18 protein-coding genes are annotated in these 19,886 nt (G+C 38.7%); 5 read left to right on the top strand and 13 right to left on the bottom strand.

The window, feature by feature from the left end; genetic code table 11:
- The first annotated feature begins 2 nt into the window (after positions 1 to 2).
- The gene (purN, locus tag I9192_RS08035) at positions 3 to 635 is read left to right on the top strand and encodes a phosphoribosylglycinamide formyltransferase (RefSeq protein ID WP_005029963.1); all 633 of its coding nucleotides are present in this window, start codon (positions 3 to 5) and stop codon (positions 633 to 635) included.
- A 154-nt stretch (positions 636 to 789) separates the two neighbouring features.
- On the opposite strand, the gene I9192_RS08030 is transcribed toward purN, so the two are convergent.
- Both I9192_RS08030 and sppA read right to left on the bottom strand, forming a co-directional pair.
- On the bottom strand, positions 790 to 1,587 hold the full coding sequence (locus I9192_RS08030; protein ID WP_035300548.1) for an alpha/beta hydrolase: 798 nt from the start codon (positions 1,585 to 1,587) through the stop codon (positions 790 to 792).
- A 381-nt stretch (positions 1,588 to 1,968) separates the two neighbouring features.
- Complete coding sequence (gene sppA / locus I9192_RS08025; protein ID WP_004831461.1) at positions 1,969 to 3,000, bottom strand: signal peptide peptidase SppA; 1,032 nt, start codon at positions 2,998 to 3,000, stop codon at positions 1,969 to 1,971.
- A 195-nt stretch (positions 3,001 to 3,195) separates the two neighbouring features.
- Between sppA and I9192_RS08020 the strand changes: the two genes are divergently transcribed.
- A complete protein-coding gene (locus tag I9192_RS08020; protein ID WP_046760181.1) occupies positions 3,196 to 4,155 on the top strand; it encodes a lysophospholipid acyltransferase family protein in 960 nt (319 codons plus the stop codon).
- On the opposite strand, the gene I9192_RS08015 is transcribed toward I9192_RS08020, so the two are convergent.
- The 3 genes from I9192_RS08015 to I9192_RS08005 all read right to left on the bottom strand — a co-directional run bounded on the left by I9192_RS08015 (position 4,126) and on the right by I9192_RS08005 (position 8,623).
- Positions 4,126 to 6,582 carry a DNA internalization-related competence protein ComEC/Rec2 gene (locus tag I9192_RS08015; protein ID WP_046760182.1) on the bottom strand — a complete coding sequence of 819 codons (2,457 nt, stop codon included), beginning with the start codon at positions 6,580 to 6,582 and terminating at the stop codon, positions 4,126 to 4,128. The two genes, I9192_RS08020 and I9192_RS08015, sit on opposite strands and share 30 nt — an antisense overlap.
- Positions 6,583 to 6,699: 117 nt before the next feature.
- Entirely contained in the window at positions 6,700 to 7,395 is a 696-nt protein-coding gene (gene lolD / locus I9192_RS08010; protein ID WP_004831464.1) for a lipoprotein-releasing ABC transporter ATP-binding protein LolD, read from the bottom strand.
- Entirely contained in the window at positions 7,388 to 8,623 is a 1,236-nt protein-coding gene (locus I9192_RS08005) for a lipoprotein-releasing ABC transporter permease subunit (RefSeq protein WP_004831465.1), read from the bottom strand. The genes lolD and I9192_RS08005 overlap by 8 nt, the downstream gene beginning before the upstream one ends.
- A gap of 22 nt (positions 8,624 to 8,645) precedes the next feature.
- On the opposite strand from I9192_RS08005, the gene I9192_RS08000 reads away from it, so the two are divergent.
- Both I9192_RS08000 and I9192_RS07995 read left to right on the top strand, forming a co-directional pair.
- Complete coding sequence (locus tag I9192_RS08000) at positions 8,646 to 9,221, top strand: PilZ domain-containing protein (protein ID WP_005029975.1); 576 nt, start codon at positions 8,646 to 8,648, stop codon at positions 9,219 to 9,221.
- Between the two features lie 22 nt (positions 9,222 to 9,243).
- Complete coding sequence (locus I9192_RS07995; protein ID WP_042090236.1) at positions 9,244 to 9,867, top strand: LysE family translocator; 624 nt, start codon at positions 9,244 to 9,246, stop codon at positions 9,865 to 9,867.
- Positions 9,868 to 10,236: 369 nt separating this feature from the next.
- Here the strand turns inward: I9192_RS07995 and I9192_RS07990 are convergent, their stop codons facing one another.
- Positions 10,237 to 11,073, bottom strand: coding sequence for an SDR family oxidoreductase (locus I9192_RS07990; RefSeq protein WP_046760183.1), 837 nt, complete (start codon positions 11,071 to 11,073; stop codon positions 10,237 to 10,239).
- 80 nt (positions 11,074 to 11,153) lie between these two features.
- Positions 11,154 to 12,656: a flavin-containing monooxygenase gene (locus tag I9192_RS07985; RefSeq protein ID WP_200150316.1), complete on the bottom strand. Its 1,503-nt coding sequence runs from the start codon at positions 12,654 to 12,656 to the stop codon at positions 11,154 to 11,156.
- 109 nt (positions 12,657 to 12,765) lie between these two features.
- On the opposite strand from I9192_RS07985, the gene I9192_RS07980 reads away from it, so the two are divergent.
- Positions 12,766 to 13,401 (top strand): TetR/AcrR family transcriptional regulator, encoded by a 636-nt coding sequence (locus I9192_RS07980; RefSeq protein WP_005029984.1) that lies wholly within the window; start codon positions 12,766 to 12,768, stop codon positions 13,399 to 13,401.
- A gap of 111 nt (positions 13,402 to 13,512) precedes the next feature.
- Here the strand turns inward: I9192_RS07980 and I9192_RS07975 are convergent, their stop codons facing one another.
- The 6 genes from I9192_RS07975 to I9192_RS07950 form a co-directional block, all read right to left on the bottom strand.
- A complete protein-coding gene (locus I9192_RS07975) occupies positions 13,513 to 14,028 on the bottom strand; it encodes a hypothetical protein (RefSeq protein ID WP_200150315.1) in 516 nt (171 codons plus the stop codon).
- Between the two features lie 216 nt (positions 14,029 to 14,244).
- The gene (locus I9192_RS07970; RefSeq protein ID WP_227567105.1) at positions 14,245 to 14,607 is read right to left on the bottom strand and encodes a lysozyme inhibitor LprI family protein; all 363 of its coding nucleotides are present in this window, start codon (positions 14,605 to 14,607) and stop codon (positions 14,245 to 14,247) included.
- 327 nt (positions 14,608 to 14,934) lie between these two features.
- Positions 14,935 to 16,206 (bottom strand): Glu/Leu/Phe/Val family dehydrogenase, encoded by a 1,272-nt coding sequence (locus I9192_RS07965; RefSeq protein ID WP_200150314.1) that lies wholly within the window; start codon positions 16,204 to 16,206, stop codon positions 14,935 to 14,937.
- A gap of 36 nt (positions 16,207 to 16,242) precedes the next feature.
- Positions 16,243 to 17,163 (bottom strand): formimidoylglutamase, encoded by a 921-nt coding sequence (gene hutG, locus I9192_RS07960; RefSeq protein ID WP_151800955.1) that lies wholly within the window; start codon positions 17,161 to 17,163, stop codon positions 16,243 to 16,245.
- 33 nt (positions 17,164 to 17,196) lie between these two features.
- The gene (gene hutI / locus I9192_RS07955; protein ID WP_005029999.1) at positions 17,197 to 18,402 is read right to left on the bottom strand and encodes an imidazolonepropionase; all 1,206 of its coding nucleotides are present in this window, start codon (positions 18,400 to 18,402) and stop codon (positions 17,197 to 17,199) included.
- A 51-nt stretch (positions 18,403 to 18,453) separates the two neighbouring features.
- Positions 18,454 to 19,866 (bottom strand): amino acid permease, encoded by a 1,413-nt coding sequence (locus tag I9192_RS07950; RefSeq protein WP_004831478.1) that lies wholly within the window; start codon positions 19,864 to 19,866, stop codon positions 18,454 to 18,456.
- Between the last annotated feature and the right edge of the window lie 20 nt (positions 19,867 to 19,886).

Below are 19,886 nucleotides of genomic sequence, written 5' to 3'. Positions count from 1 at the left end.
GCATGATTAAAATTGCTGTACTTGTTTCAGGCAGTGGAAGTAATCTACAAGCCTTGATTGATGCCAATCTTTCAGGGCAAATTGTCGGAGTAATTTCCAATAAACCTGAAGCATATGCTTTAGAGCGCGCGACAAAAGCAGGTATTGCGACTCGTGTAATTGAACATAAAAATTATCCTAATCGTGAAACATTTGATGATGTTATGCATCAGCAATTAAAAGATTGGGATGTTGATTTGGTTATTCTTGCGGGTTTTATGCGCATTTTGAGTGCCCCATTTGTAAATGCTTGGCAAGGTAAAATGGTGAATATCCACCCTTCTCTCTTACCAAACTACAAAGGTATGCATACCCATGAACGTGTTTTAAAAACTGGGGATGTGTGGCATGGTTGTACTGTGCATTATGTCACCGCTGAATTGGATGCAGGTCAGGCGTTAACACAAGGCATTTTAAAAGTTGATTTGCATGACAATGTACAATCTCTTGCAGCACGTGTACATGTTCTTGAACATTTAATTTATCCACAAGCCGTTGAGTGGATCTGTAATGGCACCCTTCAACATTTGGATAATGGTCAAGTGTTATATAAAGGGCAAATGCTTGAAAAACCAATTCAGTTCTGTCAGTTTTAAACAACTTTTAGGTTGAAATATGCTCCAAAAATGCATCTTAGGATGCATTTTTTATTGCTCAACATCATTCAATTCAAAATTATAAATTTCCAAATCAAATTCAATACGCATGTAATCGTCTGTCTATAGAAAAATCTATATCCCCTTAAAGCAATTATTTTTTTCGTATCAATTGCTTGACGAGTTCAACTGTTTCAACTGGATGCTCCAAAGGAAACATATGTCCCCCTGATGTGACTGTAAAAGGAATATTAAATTTCTTTTTCACGATTTGAGGAAATTTACGTTTTAAAAATGGACTGTCTGAACCAATCACCAAATCTACAGGTATTTGCGGTTGTGGATGCGGCAACCACCAATAAGATGGACCACTTCTAAAAATTGCAACTTCCACATCTTTAGGAATGGTTAGAGTGACTCCACCTCGCACATGATCTTCCGTTAAGGCATGATCAATATATGCTTGAAAACAATCTCCATCAAAATGCTGATAAAAACCTTTGGGTCTCAGTAGCTCTGCTGCTTGTTGACGTGATTCCCAATGATCTCGCCGACGTAAGCTCAAATGCGCTGGGGTAATTTGATCGACTTTTTTTGGAAAAAAAGTTTTTGCAAGATTAAAAAATAATGAGGCTTTCCCCATAATTAAAGGGGGATCTAGCAAAATCGCTTGCTCAAATAAATCGGGGCGCTTAAACGAAGCTAAAAATGTCGCAACAGAGCCTAAAGAATGCCCTAGCCCAATGACTTTACGACCATTGGATTGTTGCACAATGCTATCAATCACTTGATCAGCAAAGTTCGACCAATTGTTATCAATCGGATAACGTTGATCAGTTCCCAGTAACGATACATATATGACATCATATTGATCTTTTAACAAATCAAACAGTTTTGTATATACCTTTGAAGGTACACCATTGGCATGGGCAAAGTGAATAACAGGTTTCATCTGAGATAAGCGAGTCATGTGTTCCTTTTACATTCAAAAATCTAGGCAATTGAAAACACTGTATAGGATAACTTGGCTTGCGTTAAACACTTTTTTTAGACTGTTTAGATTATTCTTTTGAATTCAGTTTAAATCTATTGATAATAAATGAAGATAGGAAAACTTTGATTTTGCTTAATTTTCTTTCATTAACTGGTGGTGTTGATCATCGAGGGACTATTCAGTATTTGTATATTTTTAACTATTGATCAAACATGGTTGGTTTTTCTCTGATCGCATTAAATTTGTATAAACATGAAAGATTGGCTTTTTATAGTATGGTTTTCACGCTGTAAAGCGTGATCAATCACAGATCACGCTTTACATATCAAGTATTTAAAACTATTGCATTTTAACATCTTGGTTGGTACCCAGTTTTTGGTTAATTGCCTCACCGAGACCATGCCCCATTTCTGAACCCATACGTCCGATAATTGAATCAAATGGACTCCGTTCAACTGTGTAATTCACTGTTTTTTTGACTTTTAACTCACGTTTTAAACTTTCAATATTGCCGGCTTTATCGGCGATACCGAGTTTGATTGCTTGCTCACCTGTCCAGAATAAGCCAGAAAAAATTGCAGGGTCTTGCGACTTCAACTTGGCACCACGACCTTGTTTTACAGCATCAATAAAATGATCATGGACATTGTCTAATAATGCTTGAATATGTGCACGTTGTTCAGGGTTAATTGGCTTGGTCATACTCAAAATGTCTTTATTATTACCAGACGTCATCGTACGATCTTCAACGCCTAACTTCTGGGCTAAACCACTGACCCCATAGTTAGGCATAATGACACCAATAGAGCCAACCAAACTTGATGGATTTACCCAAATCTCATCAGCAGCAGAAGCAATATAGTAAGCACCTGAAGCCCCCATATCACCAATCACCGCATAGACTTTTTTATCAGGATTCTGCTTTTTAAGATACTGAATTTCCTGCCAAATATCATCAGATTGAACAGGAGACCCACCAGGTGAGTTCACATTCAATACCACAGCTTTTGCTGATTTTGCTTCAAATGCTTTCTTTAACGATTTGATCGTATCAGTACTATTAACACCCTGACTACTTGAGTCAATTGTGCCCACAATATTGACCACGCCTAAATGATTTTCAGAGGTCATTGAAGCATCATCCGCACTGGATAAAGAACAACTTTTTACTAATGCAACCAAAACAAAGAGAATGTAAAGAAAAGTCAGAATTTTGAAGAAAATTCCCCAACGTCGACTACGGCGCTGTTCCTCTACAGAGGCAAGAACTGCTTTTTCTAAGATCTTCCATTCCTGCCCTGTAGGTTGCTGACCTACATTCGAGTTTAAATTTGTATTGTCATTTTGAGGTTTAGGTGGCCAATCGGACATTTATACCATCCAAATTAATTATTCATGCTTCATTATATACACGGAATCCGTATAATCTATTTAATCATTACGATTTAACTTATAATATTTCGCTAAATCTTAAAATTAGGGCTTATTGATATAGTGTAGTGGCTTGCAAAAGCCTGCTAAAACCAAGTTTACCCTATTCACCTCAGTAATAAATTCTTGATCCAGATGACTGATAAACATAAAACCATAACCACGCGATTGCTCAATTTCTTCAGCCAGCTTCCTATTCCTGTGGCTCGTTTTATTGCCCGAATTTTAGCTGGATTAGTGAATTTGTTACGTATCACCAAGACATCTGAAACTATTCGTCTCAATGTCGAAATATGCTTTCCGGAATTAGACAAAGCGCAACGCGAAAGAATTACAGAACACGCCATTCGCAATGAATTACAGTCTTATATGGAGTTTTTTACCGTTTGGGGTGGATCAAATCAAAAAAATATTGATCGTATTCATCATATACAAGGTGAACATTATTTTCATGATGCCATTGCAGCAGGTAAAGGCTTAGTACTAATCGTGCCGCATTTTGGAACTTGGGAAGTTATGAATGCTTGGTTTGCACAATACACTCAAATGACCATCATGTATGAACCGATCAAAGATGTCAGTGCCGATAATTTTGTACGTGCTGCACGAAGTCGTGAAAATGCTACCCTTGTACCCACGGATGAATCAGGTGTGCGTCAAATTTTTAGAGCCTTGAAACAAGGTGGAACAACCGTAATTCTGCCTGATCATACCCCTCATCAGGGAGGTGAACTGATTGAGTACTTTGGTATTCCTCTTTCTTCAAGCAATTTAAGTGCTAAATTGATTCAAAAAACCAAAGCCAAAGCACTGTTCTTATATGCCATCAGAAATGACAATCAAGGTTTTGACATGGTCATTCAACCTATTGATGAAGAAATCTATCAAGTCGATGCCAACCAAGGCACACGAATGATTTATCAATTATTGGAACAGCTTATTTGCCGATATCCCGAACATTATCATTGGAGTTATAAACGCTTTAAGGCCCATCCACTGCTTAAACAGATTTATAATGTTCCAAATAAAGAAGCAATGGAAATGGCAAAGCTCATCCGCAATGGCTCAACTTTCAGCCCTGCCCAGCCATTTTAGCCTGTCACGAAAACTGTTTATTTTCATTTCTCCATGGCGATCAAGATCAATTTGAATAGTGCCCTGTTGACTGGTAGATTTTAGTGGAATATTCAAATGAGCCAGACGTTTTAATACGATCGGATGAGGGTGACCATAACGATTGTTGTATCCTGCCGATACGATAGCAAGTTTAGGCTGTAGTTGTTTTAAAAAGGCATAAGAAGAACTGTTCTGACTACCATGATGTCCCAATACAAGCACATCTACGTTCAACTCAGGATATTGTTGTAATAAATTAAACTCAGTTTCCCAACCTGCATCACCCATCAGCAAAAAGTTTTGATAGGACTTTGATTGTGGTACTTGAATATAGACCACACAGGACTGTTCATTTTTATTATATGCCACCTGACTGAGTTTATTCTGGGCAGGCGATAATATCGAAATACGAATCTCACCATATTGCCAGACTTGTCCTTGCTGACAATATTCAAATGAGTACGGTTTAAAACCTTCATGCTGTTCATTGGAAAAAACTTTATCAATCTTGATCTGCTTTGCAATCTGTGTAAATGCCCCACTATGATCTTGATCTAGATGGGTTAAAATCACTTGATCAAGCTGGCTAACCCCTTGTCGCATCAGATAAGGTAACATCACCTGTTGCCCGATGCTCAATTGAGTTTCATCCCATGAACCGCCAGTATCAATCAGCATGTTATGTTGGGGTAATCTGATAAGCACGGCCTGTCCCTGTCCAACATCTAGAACATTCAACTGAAAAATTGAAGCGCTTTGTTGAGGTAAAAATAACGGGCTTAAGCATAACAAAGCCCAAAATTTAGGAACTGTTCCTTGAGGAAGAAACACAATAAATATGGCAAATGCGATACATAAAATCTCGAGTTGGCTCAATGCCCACCAGCTCAACTCTCCCCCTAAAGATTGATCGAATAGTTCTAATACTGTGACCAAAATCGAAAGAAGCAGATCAGAAAACTGAAATATCCATAATCCAAGAGACTCAGAAAAAAAACTCAAAGAGGCTGCGATTATTTCAACAGGTACAATCAACGCCATCATTGGAATTGCAATCAAATTACTCAGGGGTGCAAGCCAAGAGAATTGTTGAAAGACCCATAAAACCAATGGCATGAGTGCAATAAAAATTTTCCATTGAGATTCGATCAAGAGATAAATAAAACGTTTGCTTTGTGTTTTCCATGTATCAATCTGTTGTTGATCTTGTTGCTGAATCGTTTGATAAATTCGAATCAAAATAAAACATGTTCCAAAAGACAAGGCAAATGCTGCTGAAAGAATACTAAAAGGATCGAACAATAATAAAATGCTGGCAGCCAACAATAGATGTTTAAGCGGTTGAATTTTTTGTTTTAACAAAATGATCAAACTTAAAATGATGATCGTCAGCATGGTTCGAAGTGCTGGAATTTCAAAACCGACAAAAGCGGTATAAAACACCACACAGATTAAAAATGGGTAAACCAGTAAATACGGTCGTGGCACTTTTAAAAAGATAGCGGGGAAAATTTGCTTGATGACTACATTGAATAAAAAGCAAAAAAGTGTCGCAAAAATCAATACATGAGGACCCGAGATTGCCAATAGATGGGAAATTCCCATTTTTTTAAATAAATCTTGGATCGCACTGGGTAATAAACTTTCATCTCCTGTTAATAGTGCCAGTAATAATCCTTTATGCTGTAAAGACGAATGAGCAATTAAGTTCCTAAAATCGAATCTTAATTTTTCTATTTTCAATTGTGCTTGTTTCCACCATGTGTGTTGATGGTCAACAAATGCAGCATACCCCATCTGTTTAACCTCATCAGAATCAATGAGATCAATTGACTTGGGTTGCAATATACCCAAAATATTTTCTTGAATACTCCATTTTTCTTTATCGAATGTGCCGTCTACCGCATAGCCGTGGATGGGCTTAATTTGTCCAGTCACCCGATAGTACTGCCCTAGTTGTAAAAGCTCTGCTTGGGATGGATTGGCATATAGTATGAGTTGTGTGGTCTGTTTAGGTGCTAAAAGCTGAACTTTTTGTTGAATCGTAGCAGTATTTGAAAATTTTTCGCTAGATGTCGACGTTTTCTGTCTAACTTTATTGATGTGAGCAATATAGATAATTTGATCAATTTGATAGTGTGGTGTATCTCTTAACGTCAGTCGCTGCGACAATGCACTATCTGCATAATGCCAGCCGAGTAAACCACTGACTAAAGTGATTAAAGCTGTTTGAAGAAGCTTAAAATATACAGAGGTAATGATTTTATAGTTGAAATAATGACCTACAATCAGCAGAAGATTTGCTCCGATACCTAAACAAAGTAACAGATTAATATGTTGCGGCAACGGATATCCCATCAATGAAACACCCAATATCCATCCGATCAAGAGGCAATATAGAGACATATAATTGTTCGATTTTATTGTTTTCAGTATGTTGGTGTTGATTAAGCCCAATTTTTGAACTTAATCATGGATGATCAATATACACTTAAGATTCAATCATGAAAATGACTAAAAGCTTTATTCACCAACCCAAATACCATCTTGCATATGCAAAATACGATCTGCAGATTTTGCCAATTGCTCATCATGGGTCACGATTAACATTGCCATATTGAATTCCTCTCGTAAATCACGCAGTAACTCAAAAATAGATTTTGCTGTTTTTCGATCAAGATTACCTGTTGGCTCGTCCGCAAGCATCAACTTCGGCTGGGTCACCAAGGCACGCGCCAAAGCCACACGTTGACGTTCACCACCGGATAGCTCCCCAGGTTGATGCGTTAATCGGTGTGATAGCCCAACCCTTTCAAGCAAATACTCAGCGCGAGCTTTGACCTGTTTAAACTCGGCATCCTTTCTTAACATCAACGGCATCGCAACATTTTCAAGCGCAGTAAATTCTGGCAATAAATGATGAAATTGATAAACAAAACCTAAGTTTTCGTTGCGCAGAAAACCACGCTCGGCTTCACCTAAGTTGTCAAAACGTTTGCCATTGAGGTTGACCATGCCCTGAGTTGGACGATCTAAGCCCCCTAAAATATGCAATAAGGTACTTTTACCAGAACCACTTGAACCAACGATAGAAACAAATTCACCTTGATGGACCTGTAGGGACAAGTCTTTAATCACATCTACATGTGATTTCCCATCTGTAAACGATCTATAAATATTTTCCGCTTCGAGTACCACGGGTTGTACTGCACTATTCATAACGAAGCGCCTCCGCAGGTTGAATTTTGGCAGCACGCAATGCTGGATAAATAGTGGCAATAAAGCTTAGACCCAGTGATAGCGTCACAATAATCACAACATCTTGCCATCTTAAATATGATGGTAAATAGTTAATGAAGTAAGCATCAAAAAGATGTAAGCCAAATGCTGTATTAAGCCAACCGATAAAATTACTAATACCTAAAGCTGAGATTACCCCTAAAATTGCTCCAGTAACTGTACCAACAACACCAATCACTGTTCCCTGAACCATAAAAATTCGAGTAATAGTTGCTGGTGAAGCCCCCAGTGTTCTAAGAATCGCAATATCAGATTTCTTATCAGTCACCACCATCACCAATGAAGAAACGATATTGAATGCAGCCACCAAGACAATCAGAAAGAGCAATAAACTGACCATTGCCTTTTCCATTTGAATTGCACTAAACAAATTCCCATGTGTATACGTCCAGTCAGAAGCATAAAAACCACTTGGCAAATCACGCACAATTTCATTGGCAACTTGAGGTGCTTGGAAAATATCATCAAGCTTCATTCGAATCCCTTGCGCACCATCTGGAAGACGTAGCAAAGTCGAAGCATCATTTAATGCGATGTAACCCAAGCTAGAATCAACCTCTGCACCAATACTAAAAATTCCTACAATTTTAAAACGCTTAAAACGCGGAACAACGCCTGCTGGAGAGGGTGTTGCTTCAGGTAAAACCAAGGTGACATTGTCATTCAGACTTAAACCAAGTGCATCTGTCATTTGTTTACCTAAAACAATGCCATATTCACCTTTTTTCAGTTGATCTATGCTGCCTTCCACCATATGATTTTGAATAATTGAAACCTTTTTCTCATACTGAGGTTCAATCCCAGTCACCATGATGCCTGCAACTTGCCCCTGAGCAGTGAGCATGCCTTGTAATTGGGTAAATGGCGCAACACCAGTCACGTGTTGATGTTTTTCAATTTTTTTCGCAAGAACTGGCCAGTCTGTTAAAATTTGTGTTGAAGAAACAGTAGCTTGAGGTATCATACCTAAGACACGGTTCTTAAGCTCTCGGTCAAAACCATTCATAACAGATAAAACTGTAATCAGTACAGCAACCCCTAGGGTTAGACCGATCATGGAAACCAGAGCGATAAAAGAAATAAAGTGATTACTACGCCGCGCGCGAGTGTATCTCAACCCTATATACAGCGAGATTGGTTTAAACATACCATCTAGTCCGAGGTGTTTTATGGAAGCGTTACAGCAGCAAAATGAAATGATTGAACGTCGTGTCATGTCTCGAATTGATGCTGCATTGAGAATCAACTATCAAATCATTTCTGAAGAAGTTGCGCTGAACGATCCATATGATCCTAATTTTGTATTACCGCGCTATTTTCTACTACTTGCAGAATTAGATCAATTTGATCATGCACTTCACTACGAATTAGAACAATTAAATGAAAAAGATCAACAAATTGCTCGAATCTTATCCTTATTCAACCAAAAGTTAAACCTTATTACAGGGTCTCTTTACGATTCTATTGTACAAACCATGTTACCAACGCCACAAAACGTGAATTTTTCAGAAAGTGGCTTTAGTTTTATTAGTCAGCAATATCTTAAACAGGGCAGTTATATTCATGTGACCTTAAGTCACCCTGAAAATTTCTTTCATATTGCTGCCACAGCACAAATTGCATATTCGGAAACCGTTGAAAATGAACAGTATCGTGTAGGTGCTTATTTCATTACCTTACATCCGCAAGATAAAGTCAAACTTGCTGAATGTATTCAACAAAATACGATTTCATCCAGTGATTAATCTTTAAAATCGAGATTTGAATATGGATACCTCATTATTTGCGTTTTCACTCATTGCTTTGGGTATGGCACTCACGCCAGGTCCAAATATGATTTATCTTATTTCAAGATCATTGTGTCAGGGTCGTACAGCAGGTTTGGTTTCCTTAGCAGGTACTGCCCTTGGTTTTGTGTTCTATATGTTTTGTGCAGCGTTTGGAATTACTGCCCTGTTGATGACGATTCCACTTGCCTATGACGTATTAAAAATAGTAGGCGCAATTTATCTGGTCTATTTGGGTTGGAAAGCCATCAGCTCACCACAATCGCCCTTTGAAATGCACCATGTGCAGTCTTATTCCAATTCAAAACTGTTTTTAATGGGTTTTCTGACCAATATACTGAATCCTAAAATTGCCATGATGTATTTGGCTTTACTTCCTCAATTTATCCAACCGCATGAAGGTGCTGTACTTGTACAGACCTTGAAATTAGGTTTTGTACAGATTACTGTAAGCTTACTCACCAATGCCTTTTTTATTTTCTCAGCCAGTTCATTTACACAATTTCTAAATCGCCATGTACTTTGGTTAAAAGCACAGAAATGGTTTATGGGAACTGTGTTTTTTGGCTTAGCCACACAAATCATCCTGAGCTCAAAAAAGTAAAACTGTTAAAGAGTCACAAGATACTAGAGTCAAGGCTATTGAAAACTTATCAAGCTATTGAAAACTTATAAGGTAGAATATAATTTTTCTTGATCAAATAAATACAATGCGATGAAGCTATTGCTTAATGATATAAAGCTTTCATTGACACACTTTATACCTAAAGTTTAAATAGATTTGCGTAAGTAATACCTCACTTTGTACAAGCACTGTTTTATTTAAGCGCACTCTTACGCTACAAACAAATTAGTGTTTTGTTTTGGCTCATACACTCACGCTCAAGATGGCGACACCCATGTCAACTCAAAATACAAAGACCACCTATGATTCAAAACTGCAAAAATAAATGAATCACTTAAGTTAAAACACTTATTTGGCTAACTTATGAATTCGCTTGGCATAACTCGAATGTGCAGAATGGTCAAGTTTAGTCAGTATTCCATCATCACCTAAAACACGGCGTGCCCCTCTTTGTAGCCATTGGGGCAATAAACCATAAGCGCCATGCACAGTTTGTAAATAATCAGGAACTGCAATGAATAAACGTGGCTTTATTAAAGCACTTACGACAGCATTGGCAACTTGCTGTGGGCTCACGGCTGGAATCGTTTTTGCCGCATTTTCAGTTCCCAAGGTCAGTTCAGTCAGCACCTTACTGGGAAGAATTGCAGTAAATTGAATATTTGAATCACGAAACTCGCCTGCAACTGCTTCAGTCAAACCAATCACCGCAAATTTGGTTCCAGAATAAATAGCTGAACCCGGTAAGGCAAAACGCCCTGCAAGTGACGCAATATTAACAATATGTCCTTGTTGTTGTTTGATCAGTTCAGGGAGGGCCAATTGCATTCCAATGACTACACCACGAAAATTAATATCAATTTGCGCATCTGCCAGTGCTGGATCTTCATCAATAAATGCCCCCATTGGCATAATGCCTGCATTATTCACCAATGAATAAAGACTGCCGTAATGTTGAATCGTGTTGTCAATGAATTGGGCAAATGATGTGCGATCTCGTACATCAACTTGAAAAGCTTTAGCACCAATACGTTTTGCCTCTTTTTCAGCAAGTGCCAAATCAAGATCACCAATACTGACTTTTGCACCCAGTGCGATCAAAGCTTCTGCTGTAGCCAAACCTATACCACGTGCTGCACCTGTAATCGCAATCACTTTGCCTTTTAATTGTTGTTTTTTAAACATGGATTTGTCCTTTATCTTATCAGCAACTTAAGTTGCTTATTTTAGTGAATTAGCACGCTATATCTTGATCTTGTAAAAAATCATGATGCTGATTTTGTCTCTGGTTTATAATCAACACGATATTCTCGGAGATTAAAACGTTTCATTTTTTCACGCAGCTTAAATGTGGTCCATGGCCAGACTGTACTGTTACGACCATTTCGATCAATGAAATAGCTCTGACATCCACCTTTATTCCAGACTGTGGTTTGTAATGCAGCTTGAACTTCCTCATTGAACATTTTGGTCTTTTCTGGATGAGGCTCGATGGTTTGAATCCCCAAACGGATCGCCTGCTTTAAAGCATCTATGATATAGCCCAATTGCGCTTCAATAATGATAAAAGCAGAAGAACTCACCGCGATATTCGGTCCAAACATTAAAAAACCATTCGGGCAGTTTTCTACCATTGTTCCCATATAACCTTCCGGACTACCTTGCCAAACATCCGACATCCGTTGTCCAAAACGGTTATATACCCGTTTGGCAATCGGTGGTTCAGCAATTTCAAAGCCTGTTCCAAGAATGATTACATCTGCTTCACAACTTTCACCATTTGAAGCAATTAAAGTATTGCCTTTAATTTTAGTTAAACCACTGGCAATGACCTCTACATTGTCTTGTGCCAATGCTGGATACCAATTGTTGGATTGTAAAATACGCTTACAGCCAATGATAAAATCAGGCGTGAGCTTTTGGCGTAATTGCGGATTTTTAATATGATAGTTCAAATGCCATCGTGCTAGTTTTTGAAATTGCTTCATGGCTGCTGGACTTTGAATTCCACCATTAATGGTTTCAAAAATTCCATACACAGATCCACGCATGAGTTGTTGCGTCATCGGCAATATCTTAAACATAGCACGTACTGGAGCCAGTAAAGGCATATCAGATTTTGGCAATACCCATTGTGCTGTACGCTGAAACACCGTTAATTGTTGCACCATCGGCTGTATTTGCGGTACAAACTGTAGTGCAGATGCCCCTGTTCCAATTACAGCAACTCGTTTTCCTGTTAAATCAATATCGTGACGCCACTGTGAAGAATGGAAAATCTCGCCTTTAAAATGTTCAATCCCTTTGACATTTGGTAATACAGGTTCATGCATAGGACCACAAGCAAGAATAGCAAATTGTGATCTCAATTCACCTTGATTGGTTTGGATGATCCAACAATCTTCTGCATCAGACCATTGTGCTTCAAGTGCCTCACGATTTAAATGCACATGTGGCATCACGTTGTATTTATCAACAACATCAAACAAATACTGTTTAATTTCCTTTTGTTGGGCAAAAACTCGAGACCAAGCTGGATTTTGTTCAAAAGAATAAGAATACAATGCCGAAGGAACATCACAAGCACAGCCCGGATAAGTGTTTTCTCGCCATACACCGCCCATTTCAGCCGCTTTTTCCAACAAAATAAAATCTTCAATGCCCGCTTCTTTCAATTTGATCGCTGCGCCCAGACCTGCAAAACCACCACCGACGATAATCACTCGATAAAAGTTTTGATCCTTTACATTATTTTTCTTTTGTTCCATATTAAAAATCGCTTAGAATGTGATCGACTGGAATAAAATGTCAAAAACGGAATGACTTGTCAATTTCTATTGTTTAACAATATTAAAGATTATTTGGTATTTTTTGCCTATGCGTGAACAATTCAGTTTAAGCCGTGCTGAACGGCAACGATTACAGTTACAAGCAGAAATTTTAGAAGCAGCTTTTTTAGAATTTTCTGAACGCGGCTATCACCAAACAGCCATTTCAGATATTGCTAAACGTCTGGGTATTGGACATGGGACCTTTTATCGTCATTTTGAAAATAAACGCGATATTCTCCAACATGTCATTTCAGACACAATGCAAAAAATTATGGCGCTGTTGACTGGTGAGAATGCGCCTCAAGCTGTAAAAAATATTGAGGAATATCGGGAACAATGTCAGCGTATTTCTGAACGTTTAAGGGCTTTTGCTCAAGGAAACCCACTCACCTTAAAACTAGTATTGCTCGAAGCAACATCGATTGATGCTGAAATGACACAGTTTATTCAAAATTTAATGCACATGGCTGGCATGCTTACAGCTGATTATCTTGAACATGGTGTGGAACAGGGCTTTTTTAGAGAAAATTTAGATTGTGAAAATACAGGACATAACATCATCGGTATGATCATGAATGGTGCCTTACGCTTTTTAGCCAATCCTGATGACTTAATTGGTTTAGAAAATTATGGAAATTCAATTATTGATTTAATTATCGGAGGCGTTGCTAAGGCTTCCTGAATAGCAATATTAAAAAACATGTCCAAATTAGACATTGCTTGATAAGAGTCTGACAGCGCGCCATCATTGAATGTTGCTGTCAGATCTCTGTCCTCTGTCAGTATTTGAAGCTCATAAACCATCTTTAGTCTGTTTACAGCCAATCACCATAATATTGGTAATAATGTCACCTGGACCAGTTAATGCCGTGATATTGCATAGATATTGAGCACGCTGTTGTACAGCGTTTTGATAGTATCCAGTAGGTCGATATTGGTTTTCATAAATTGCACCCACAACACCTTGCCCTCCAGTTTGTCCAACAACTCGCTGACCTGCATATTCAGAGCCAGTTTGCACAAACTGTTGTACCACATGTTGAGAAACAATAGAATTTTCCCACATTGCTGAACCGCCTAATTTGCTAGCAGGAACTCGGTAAGTCGGTGAACCAAAAATATCAATCGCTTTGTTTACATGTTGCCCAACCAATTTATCAGCAGCTTGTTTTACTGGATTAGGTGTAGTTACACAACCACTGAGTGACAACCCCAATGTCAATGCAGCCAAAAGACCGATCAGATTGGGTTTCAATCGACTCAGTAACTGTTGAGGAACATGGTTTAGCGTTTGTTGTTTTATCCACATAAAAATTTCCTTTTATTCGCTTTTGATTTTACCTTATTGATCTGTATTCAAGATCATCCAATGACTTTTCACAAAATATTGCTTCGTTTTAGATAGAATTTAAAAGTCAGAAGCTAAGTTTTATGGATCTAAATAATATTCAGCTCTCACCTTACCTTGCTCTAACTCAATCGCTCGTTCAGTCACTCGTTCAAGAAATTGCTGATCACAGTCTAATCAAGTCATTTTTTTACTTGATGTCGTTGGCGCATTTTCATCATCAAATGCAGTCTGATTACACTGTTTATCTTTAAAGGTATGAATTGCTTGCCACTCTTTTTGTGCATCTAACAATCTTTTTTGTTCATTGGCTGTAAGTGTTACCGACAGTTTTTGCTCAGCATTTTTTAACCTTTGATTCTGACGTTGGTACTCTGCACTGATACATTTTTGCTTGTTGGTTGCTGATTTAGCAGCATGCGTACATTCATCATATGTTTTTGAGTATTGTAATGTCGGTCCAGCCGATAGTGCAGTTGCAACACTAGATAAACTCACAAATCCCCAAATATATAGCCATTTTGAAAAGATATTGTTCATACAATTCACTCATTGATCTAAAAATTTTATTGAAGACATTTAAATGTATTGTTCATAGATTGGTTTATTTATACGCTAAATTTTAATTCATGTGAAATTGAAACTATAAATGATGGAATCAGCATTCAACAAAATTTAAAAAATTGAATCTTAGCTCAATATTTTTTGCGATGATTTGGATAATTTGCAGCCTCAAAAATGCGATTATGTCTAACCCATCAGTTCAATAATTTAGGGGCATTAAGACTATTCATGATGGCTTTTTCTTCTTCCAAAAAAAAGAACTTCCATGTAAATACATAAAAGTTCTTTTGATTGTGAATATGATTAGCCAGGGAAAATACCACGTTCCATACGTGCTTTTAAGATCCGTTCACAACCCAAAATAAATGCTGCCGTTCTTAAACTACATATTTTTTCATTTGAGGTATGCCACACATCATTAATCGCCTGAACCATTAACTTATCCAAGCGTTGGTTAATTTCTTCCTCAGACCAAAAATAGCTCGACATATCTTGTACCCATTCGAAATAACTGACGGTGACACCACCAGCATTACAAATCACATCAGGTACAACCGTCACACCACGCTGAATTAAAATATCATCTGCTTCTGGATAAGTTGGACCATTTGCACCTTCTAAAACTAATTTTGCTGTTAATTTCTGTGCTCGCTCAACTGTGATTTGTCCTTCCAATGCAGCAGGAATTAAAATGTCCATCTCGACATCCCAAAAGTCCTCATCTGCAATTAACTGGCTATCGGTAAAATTTGCGACCCCTTGGTGAGTTTCCAAATGTTTTTTTAAACTTTCTAAATCAATACCTTCTGGGTTAAAAATGGTTCCGGTATGATCTTGGATTGCCACGATAAGTGATTGTGATTCTGCAAAAAGATAAGCTGCTTCACTACCCACATTACCAAAGCCTTGTACTGCAACTTTTGCACCTTTGAGTGGCAGCTTAATTTTTTCAGCGACCTCTCGACCAGTGACAAAGACACCACGACCTGTAGCTTTAATACGACCTAGAGATCCGCCCAAATGAATCGGTTTACCTGTCACAACGCCTGTGACAGTATGTCCCTGTCCAGATGAATAGGTATCCATAATCCAGCCCATTACATTGGGGTTAGTACCCACATCAGGTGCTGGAATATCTTTTTGTGGACCAATAATATGACTGATCTCACTGGTATAACGTCGAGTTAAACGTTCTAACTCACGCGGAGAAAGTTGGCGTGGGTCGACTCGAACACCACCTTTAGCACCACCAAAAGGTAGATTTAACACAGCAGTTTTAATGGTCATCCATGCTGAAAGTGCCATAACTTCATTTAAATCGACATCTGGATGATAGCGAATCCCCCCTTTTCCCGGTCCACGTGACAAATTATGTTGTACACGGTACCCCTCAAAATGCTGAATCGTTCCATCATCCATCACGATTGGTACATCAACAATCAACGCGCGTTTGGGACGTTTTAATGTATCAATATAACCCTTGAGATGTTCTAAATAAGGCGTCACCCGTTCGATTTGTTCAAGATAAGTCGACCATGGACCATGATTTTGAGCAATATAAGATAAATTCGACATGTATTTTTTGTCCTTTTAATGCGTTGTGTTCAGGCATCAATCAAAAAGATAATTAAAAATAATATAAGCCGCTAATTTGGCAGTTCTGTTGTCCAAATCAAATTTTGGATTACACTCAGCCACATCAAAAACTTTAATTTTTCCAGAATTTTTAATGGCTTGAAATAAAGGATCAAATACTGATAAATCAATTCCTTTCACCGCAGGAGCACTCACACCTGGTGCGATACTGGCACTAAAGACATCTAAATCAACCGTGACATAAAGCACATCAACCTTTTCAATAAATTGATTTATTTTCAGTGTGATTGCATCCAAATTGCTTTCTCGTAATGCTTGATCATAAATATAGCGACAATTCAAACGATCTGCTGTTTCAAATAACACTTGAGTATTTGCATGTTTGGCAACACCAATACATAAATAATGAAATTCTTGCTGATATTGTGCTAATAAATGGGCAGCATTTAAAAAAGGTGTTCCCGAGCTTACGTGATCAGCTTCACGCAAATCAAAATGTGCATCAAAGTTGATAATGCCAATTGTTTGATTGGGTTGATGCTTCTGTACATATTGAAATAATCCAGAAAAACTTCCAAATGCCACTTCATGCCCACCACCTAAAACGATGGGTTGGCTTCCAGAGGAAAGACAAACTTCAACCTGATCAGCCAATTCCGCCTGTGCCTTTTCAAGATCACCATCTACACATATTACTGTGCCCAAATCCGCGATTGAAAGCGCTTGATGTACGGGTAAATTTGCCAATTGGGCACGTATTGCATCAGGCGCATCTGCCGCACCCAAACGACCTTTATTGCGCTTCACACCTTCATCTGAACTAAAGCCAATCAATGCATAAGATGCATGAGCTTGAGTATTGATCACTTGATGGATACGCAAATGTGCTTCACCCTCACCATCGTTGCGTCCTTGCCATATAAATGAATGCTTCATAATAAATACAACTCTGTGAAAGTGAGCTTAGGGCTAAAATGAAACTTCTGTGCCATGTCGAATAATCCGCTTAGATAAATCACCACCCAGCCAGTAAACAATTTCAGAGGGATGCTCAATATCCCAAGCTATAAAATCGGCGAACTTACCTTGCTCTAAACTGCCGTGTGTATCTTGCAAGCCAAGTGCAAAAGCGGCATTGATGGTGACTGCCGCCAAAGCTTGTTCAGGTGTCAATCGAAATAAAGTACTGCCCATATTCAACATTAAACGTAGGGACAGTGTTGGAGAAGTTCCCGGGTTTAAATCACTCGATAGTGCAATACGCACACCATGTTTATGTAAGCTATCTAATGGTGGATACTGGGTTTCTCTAAGAAAATAAAATGCGCCAGGCAAGAGCACTGCAACAGTTCCCGAAGCGGCCATCGCTTTGGCATCATCTTCGGTCATAAACTCCAAATGATCAGCCGAAAGTGCGTGGTAACGTGCAGCAAGGCTTGAACCACCCAAAGATGAAAGCTGTTCAGCATGTAATTTCACAGGAAGATTTAAGTGCTGTGCAGTTTTAAAAACACGCTCAACTTGAGCAGGTGAAAATGCCAAATGCTCACAAAAGGCATCGACGGCATCAACCAAACCTTCCTGCGCTAATTTCGGCAACATCTCATTGCAAATGTACTCAATATAAGCATCACTTCGCCCCTGATACTCTGGAGCTAAGGCATGCGCAGCCAAACAAGTACTACGTACTGTCATTGGCAAAGCATCCGCGATTTGACGAATAACGCGAAGCATTTTTCGTTCATTTTCATAGTCCAGACCATAACCTGATTTAATTTCAATCGTGGTTACGCCATCTTTGAGCAAACATAGAACTCGTTTCAAGGCTGCATTCAAAAGCTCTGCTTCACTTGCTTCCCGCGTGGCACGAACCGTACTGGCAATTCCACCACCGCTGGCGGCTATTTCTGCATAACTTATCCCTTGCAAACGTTTTTCAAACTCAACGCTGCGATTCCCCCCAAATACACTATGTGTATGGCAGTCAATCAGACCAGGGGTTACCCATGCAGCATTGAGATCAATTGTCTCAGCATAATCATCTACAGGAACATTCTTTTGAGGACCAATCCAGTGAATATGTGGTCCTAAAGTCACGATTGCAGCATTTTCAATTATGGAATAATCCCCATTTTGCATGGTAGCGATATGACAGTTCGTCCAAAGTTTTTTCATTCACATTTCCTCATACTGCCTATGCAATGCCATGTATAAGCAGTTTCAGTATTAGCTTTCCATTTCAATGTTTTGTGCTAAGTTTGATTTTTCTTTGGCATTATTTCGCTTTGGCTTTACCCAGATCGTGTAAGCAATCCAAAGAATCAACAGCCAACTTGCACCGACATAGATTGCGGGTCTGGAGTCTGGAAAATACCCCATCATCAGTAAAATGAAGACCATGAATACAATCGCAAATGCAGGTGCATACGGCCAACCAATCACTGGAAAATCTAGAGCTTTAATTTCTGCTTTAGATAACTTGCGACGCATTGCAACTTGAGAAAGTAAGATCATCAACCACACCCAAACCGTTGCAAAGGTTGCAATCGACGCAATGATGATGAAGACATTTTCGGGAATCATATAGTTCAGTACCACACCGACAAGTAATACCCCTGCCATCACCACAACCGTCATCCAAGGCACACCATTTTTGGAAATTTTTTGAAAAACCTGAGGTGCTTGACCACGATTCGACATACCAAACAGCATACGACCTGCACCAAACACATCACTGTTGATTGCAGAAATCGCAGCAGTAATCACCACTATATTTAAAATCGTTGCTGCTGATTGAATCCCTAGATTTTCAAAGATTTGGACAAATGGGCTGCCTTTGCTGCCAATTTGATTCCATGGGAAAATTGACATCAATACAAAAATAGTTAAAACATAAAATAATAAGATACGTACTGGGACAGCATTGATTGCACGTGGAATCGACTTTTTAGGATCTTCAGATTCACCTGCTGTGATTCCAATGATTTCAATACCACCAAATGCAAACACCACTACAGATAAACAAGCAATTAATCCTGCGATGCCATTAGGCATAAACCCCTCATGAACCCATAGATTTTGGATACCTGTGGTAAAACCGCTATGTTCAGCATGAAAACCATAGAACATCAGACCAAAACCACCAAGAATCATGGCAACAATTGCACTGACTTTAACGATGGATAACCAAAACTCAAGCTCACCAAAAACTTTGACATGAATCAGATTAATTGCACCTAAAAACATGATCAGTGACAGAATCCAGATCCAACGTGGTACATCGGGATACCAAAATCCCATATAAATACCAAATGCAGTGACGTCTGCCAAAGCAACAATGATCATCTCAAAGACATAGGTCCAACCTGTGGTAAATCCTGCAAGCGGACCAATATAATTAGATGCATATTCACTAAATGAACCAGATACTGGATTATGTACTGCCATCTCACCCAATGCTCGCATCACGATATAGATCGCAATCCCGGCAACCATATATGCAAGCAGTACTGATGGACCAGCCATTTTAATGGCTGTTGCAGACCCGTAGAACAATCCAGTTCCAATGGCTGAACCTAATGCTAAAAAACGGATATGACGGGTGTTTAACCCCCGCTGTAATGTGGAGTGCTGTGACATTATAATCTCCAATCCTTGAG

It is taken from the genome of Acinetobacter bereziniae (assembly GCF_016576965.1).
Classification (GTDB): domain Bacteria; phylum Pseudomonadota; class Gammaproteobacteria; order Pseudomonadales; family Moraxellaceae; genus Acinetobacter; species Acinetobacter bereziniae.
The sequence above is the reverse complement of the archived record's forward strand: the minus strand, read 5'-3'. Positions and strand labels throughout refer to the sequence as shown.

Excerpts from the sequence above, each read along its gene's own strand:
- purN (WP_005029963.1), top strand. The coding sequence starts at position 3 with ATGATTAAAATTGCTGTACTTGTTTCAGGCAGTGGAAGTAATCTACAA.
- I9192_RS08030 (WP_035300548.1), bottom strand. The coding sequence starts at position 1,587 with ATGAAACCTGTTATTCACTTTGCCCATGCCAATGGTGTACCTTCAAAG.
- sppA (WP_004831461.1), bottom strand. The coding sequence starts at position 3,000 with ATGTCCGATTGGCCACCTAAACCTCAAAATGACAATACAAATTTAAAC.
- I9192_RS08020 (WP_046760181.1), top strand. The coding sequence starts at position 3,196 with ATGACTGATAAACATAAAACCATAACCACGCGATTGCTCAATTTCTTC.
- I9192_RS08015 (WP_046760182.1), bottom strand. The coding sequence starts at position 6,582 with ATGTCTCTATATTGCCTCTTGATCGGATGGATATTGGGTGTTTCATTG.
- lolD (WP_004831464.1), bottom strand. The coding sequence starts at position 7,395 with ATGAATAGTGCAGTACAACCCGTGGTACTCGAAGCGGAAAATATTTAT.
- I9192_RS08005 (WP_004831465.1), bottom strand. The coding sequence starts at position 8,623 with ATGTTTAAACCAATCTCGCTGTATATAGGGTTGAGATACACTCGCGCG.
- I9192_RS08000 (WP_005029975.1), top strand. The coding sequence starts at position 8,646 with ATGGAAGCGTTACAGCAGCAAAATGAAATGATTGAACGTCGTGTCATG.
- I9192_RS07995 (WP_042090236.1), top strand. The coding sequence starts at position 9,244 with ATGGATACCTCATTATTTGCGTTTTCACTCATTGCTTTGGGTATGGCA.
- I9192_RS07990 (WP_046760183.1), bottom strand. The coding sequence starts at position 11,073 with ATGTTTAAAAAACAACAATTAAAAGGCAAAGTGATTGCGATTACAGGT.
- I9192_RS07985 (WP_200150316.1), bottom strand. The coding sequence starts at position 12,656 with ATGGAACAAAAGAAAAATAATGTAAAGGATCAAAACTTTTATCGAGTG.
- I9192_RS07980 (WP_005029984.1), top strand. The coding sequence starts at position 12,766 with ATGCGTGAACAATTCAGTTTAAGCCGTGCTGAACGGCAACGATTACAG.
- I9192_RS07975 (WP_200150315.1), bottom strand. The coding sequence starts at position 14,028 with ATGTGGATAAAACAACAAACGCTAAACCATGTTCCTCAACAGTTACTG.
- I9192_RS07970 (WP_227567105.1), bottom strand. The coding sequence starts at position 14,607 with ATGAACAATATCTTTTCAAAATGGCTATATATTTGGGGATTTGTGAGT.
- I9192_RS07965 (WP_200150314.1), bottom strand. The coding sequence starts at position 16,206 with ATGTCGAATTTATCTTATATTGCTCAAAATCATGGTCCATGGTCGACT.
- hutG (WP_151800955.1), bottom strand. The coding sequence starts at position 17,163 with ATGAAGCATTCATTTATATGGCAAGGACGCAACGATGGTGAGGGTGAA.
- hutI (WP_005029999.1), bottom strand. The coding sequence starts at position 18,402 with ATGAAAAAACTTTGGACGAACTGTCATATCGCTACCATGCAAAATGGG.
- I9192_RS07950 (WP_004831478.1), bottom strand. The coding sequence starts at position 19,866 with ATGTCACAGCACTCCACATTACAGCGGGGGTTAAACACCCGTCATATC.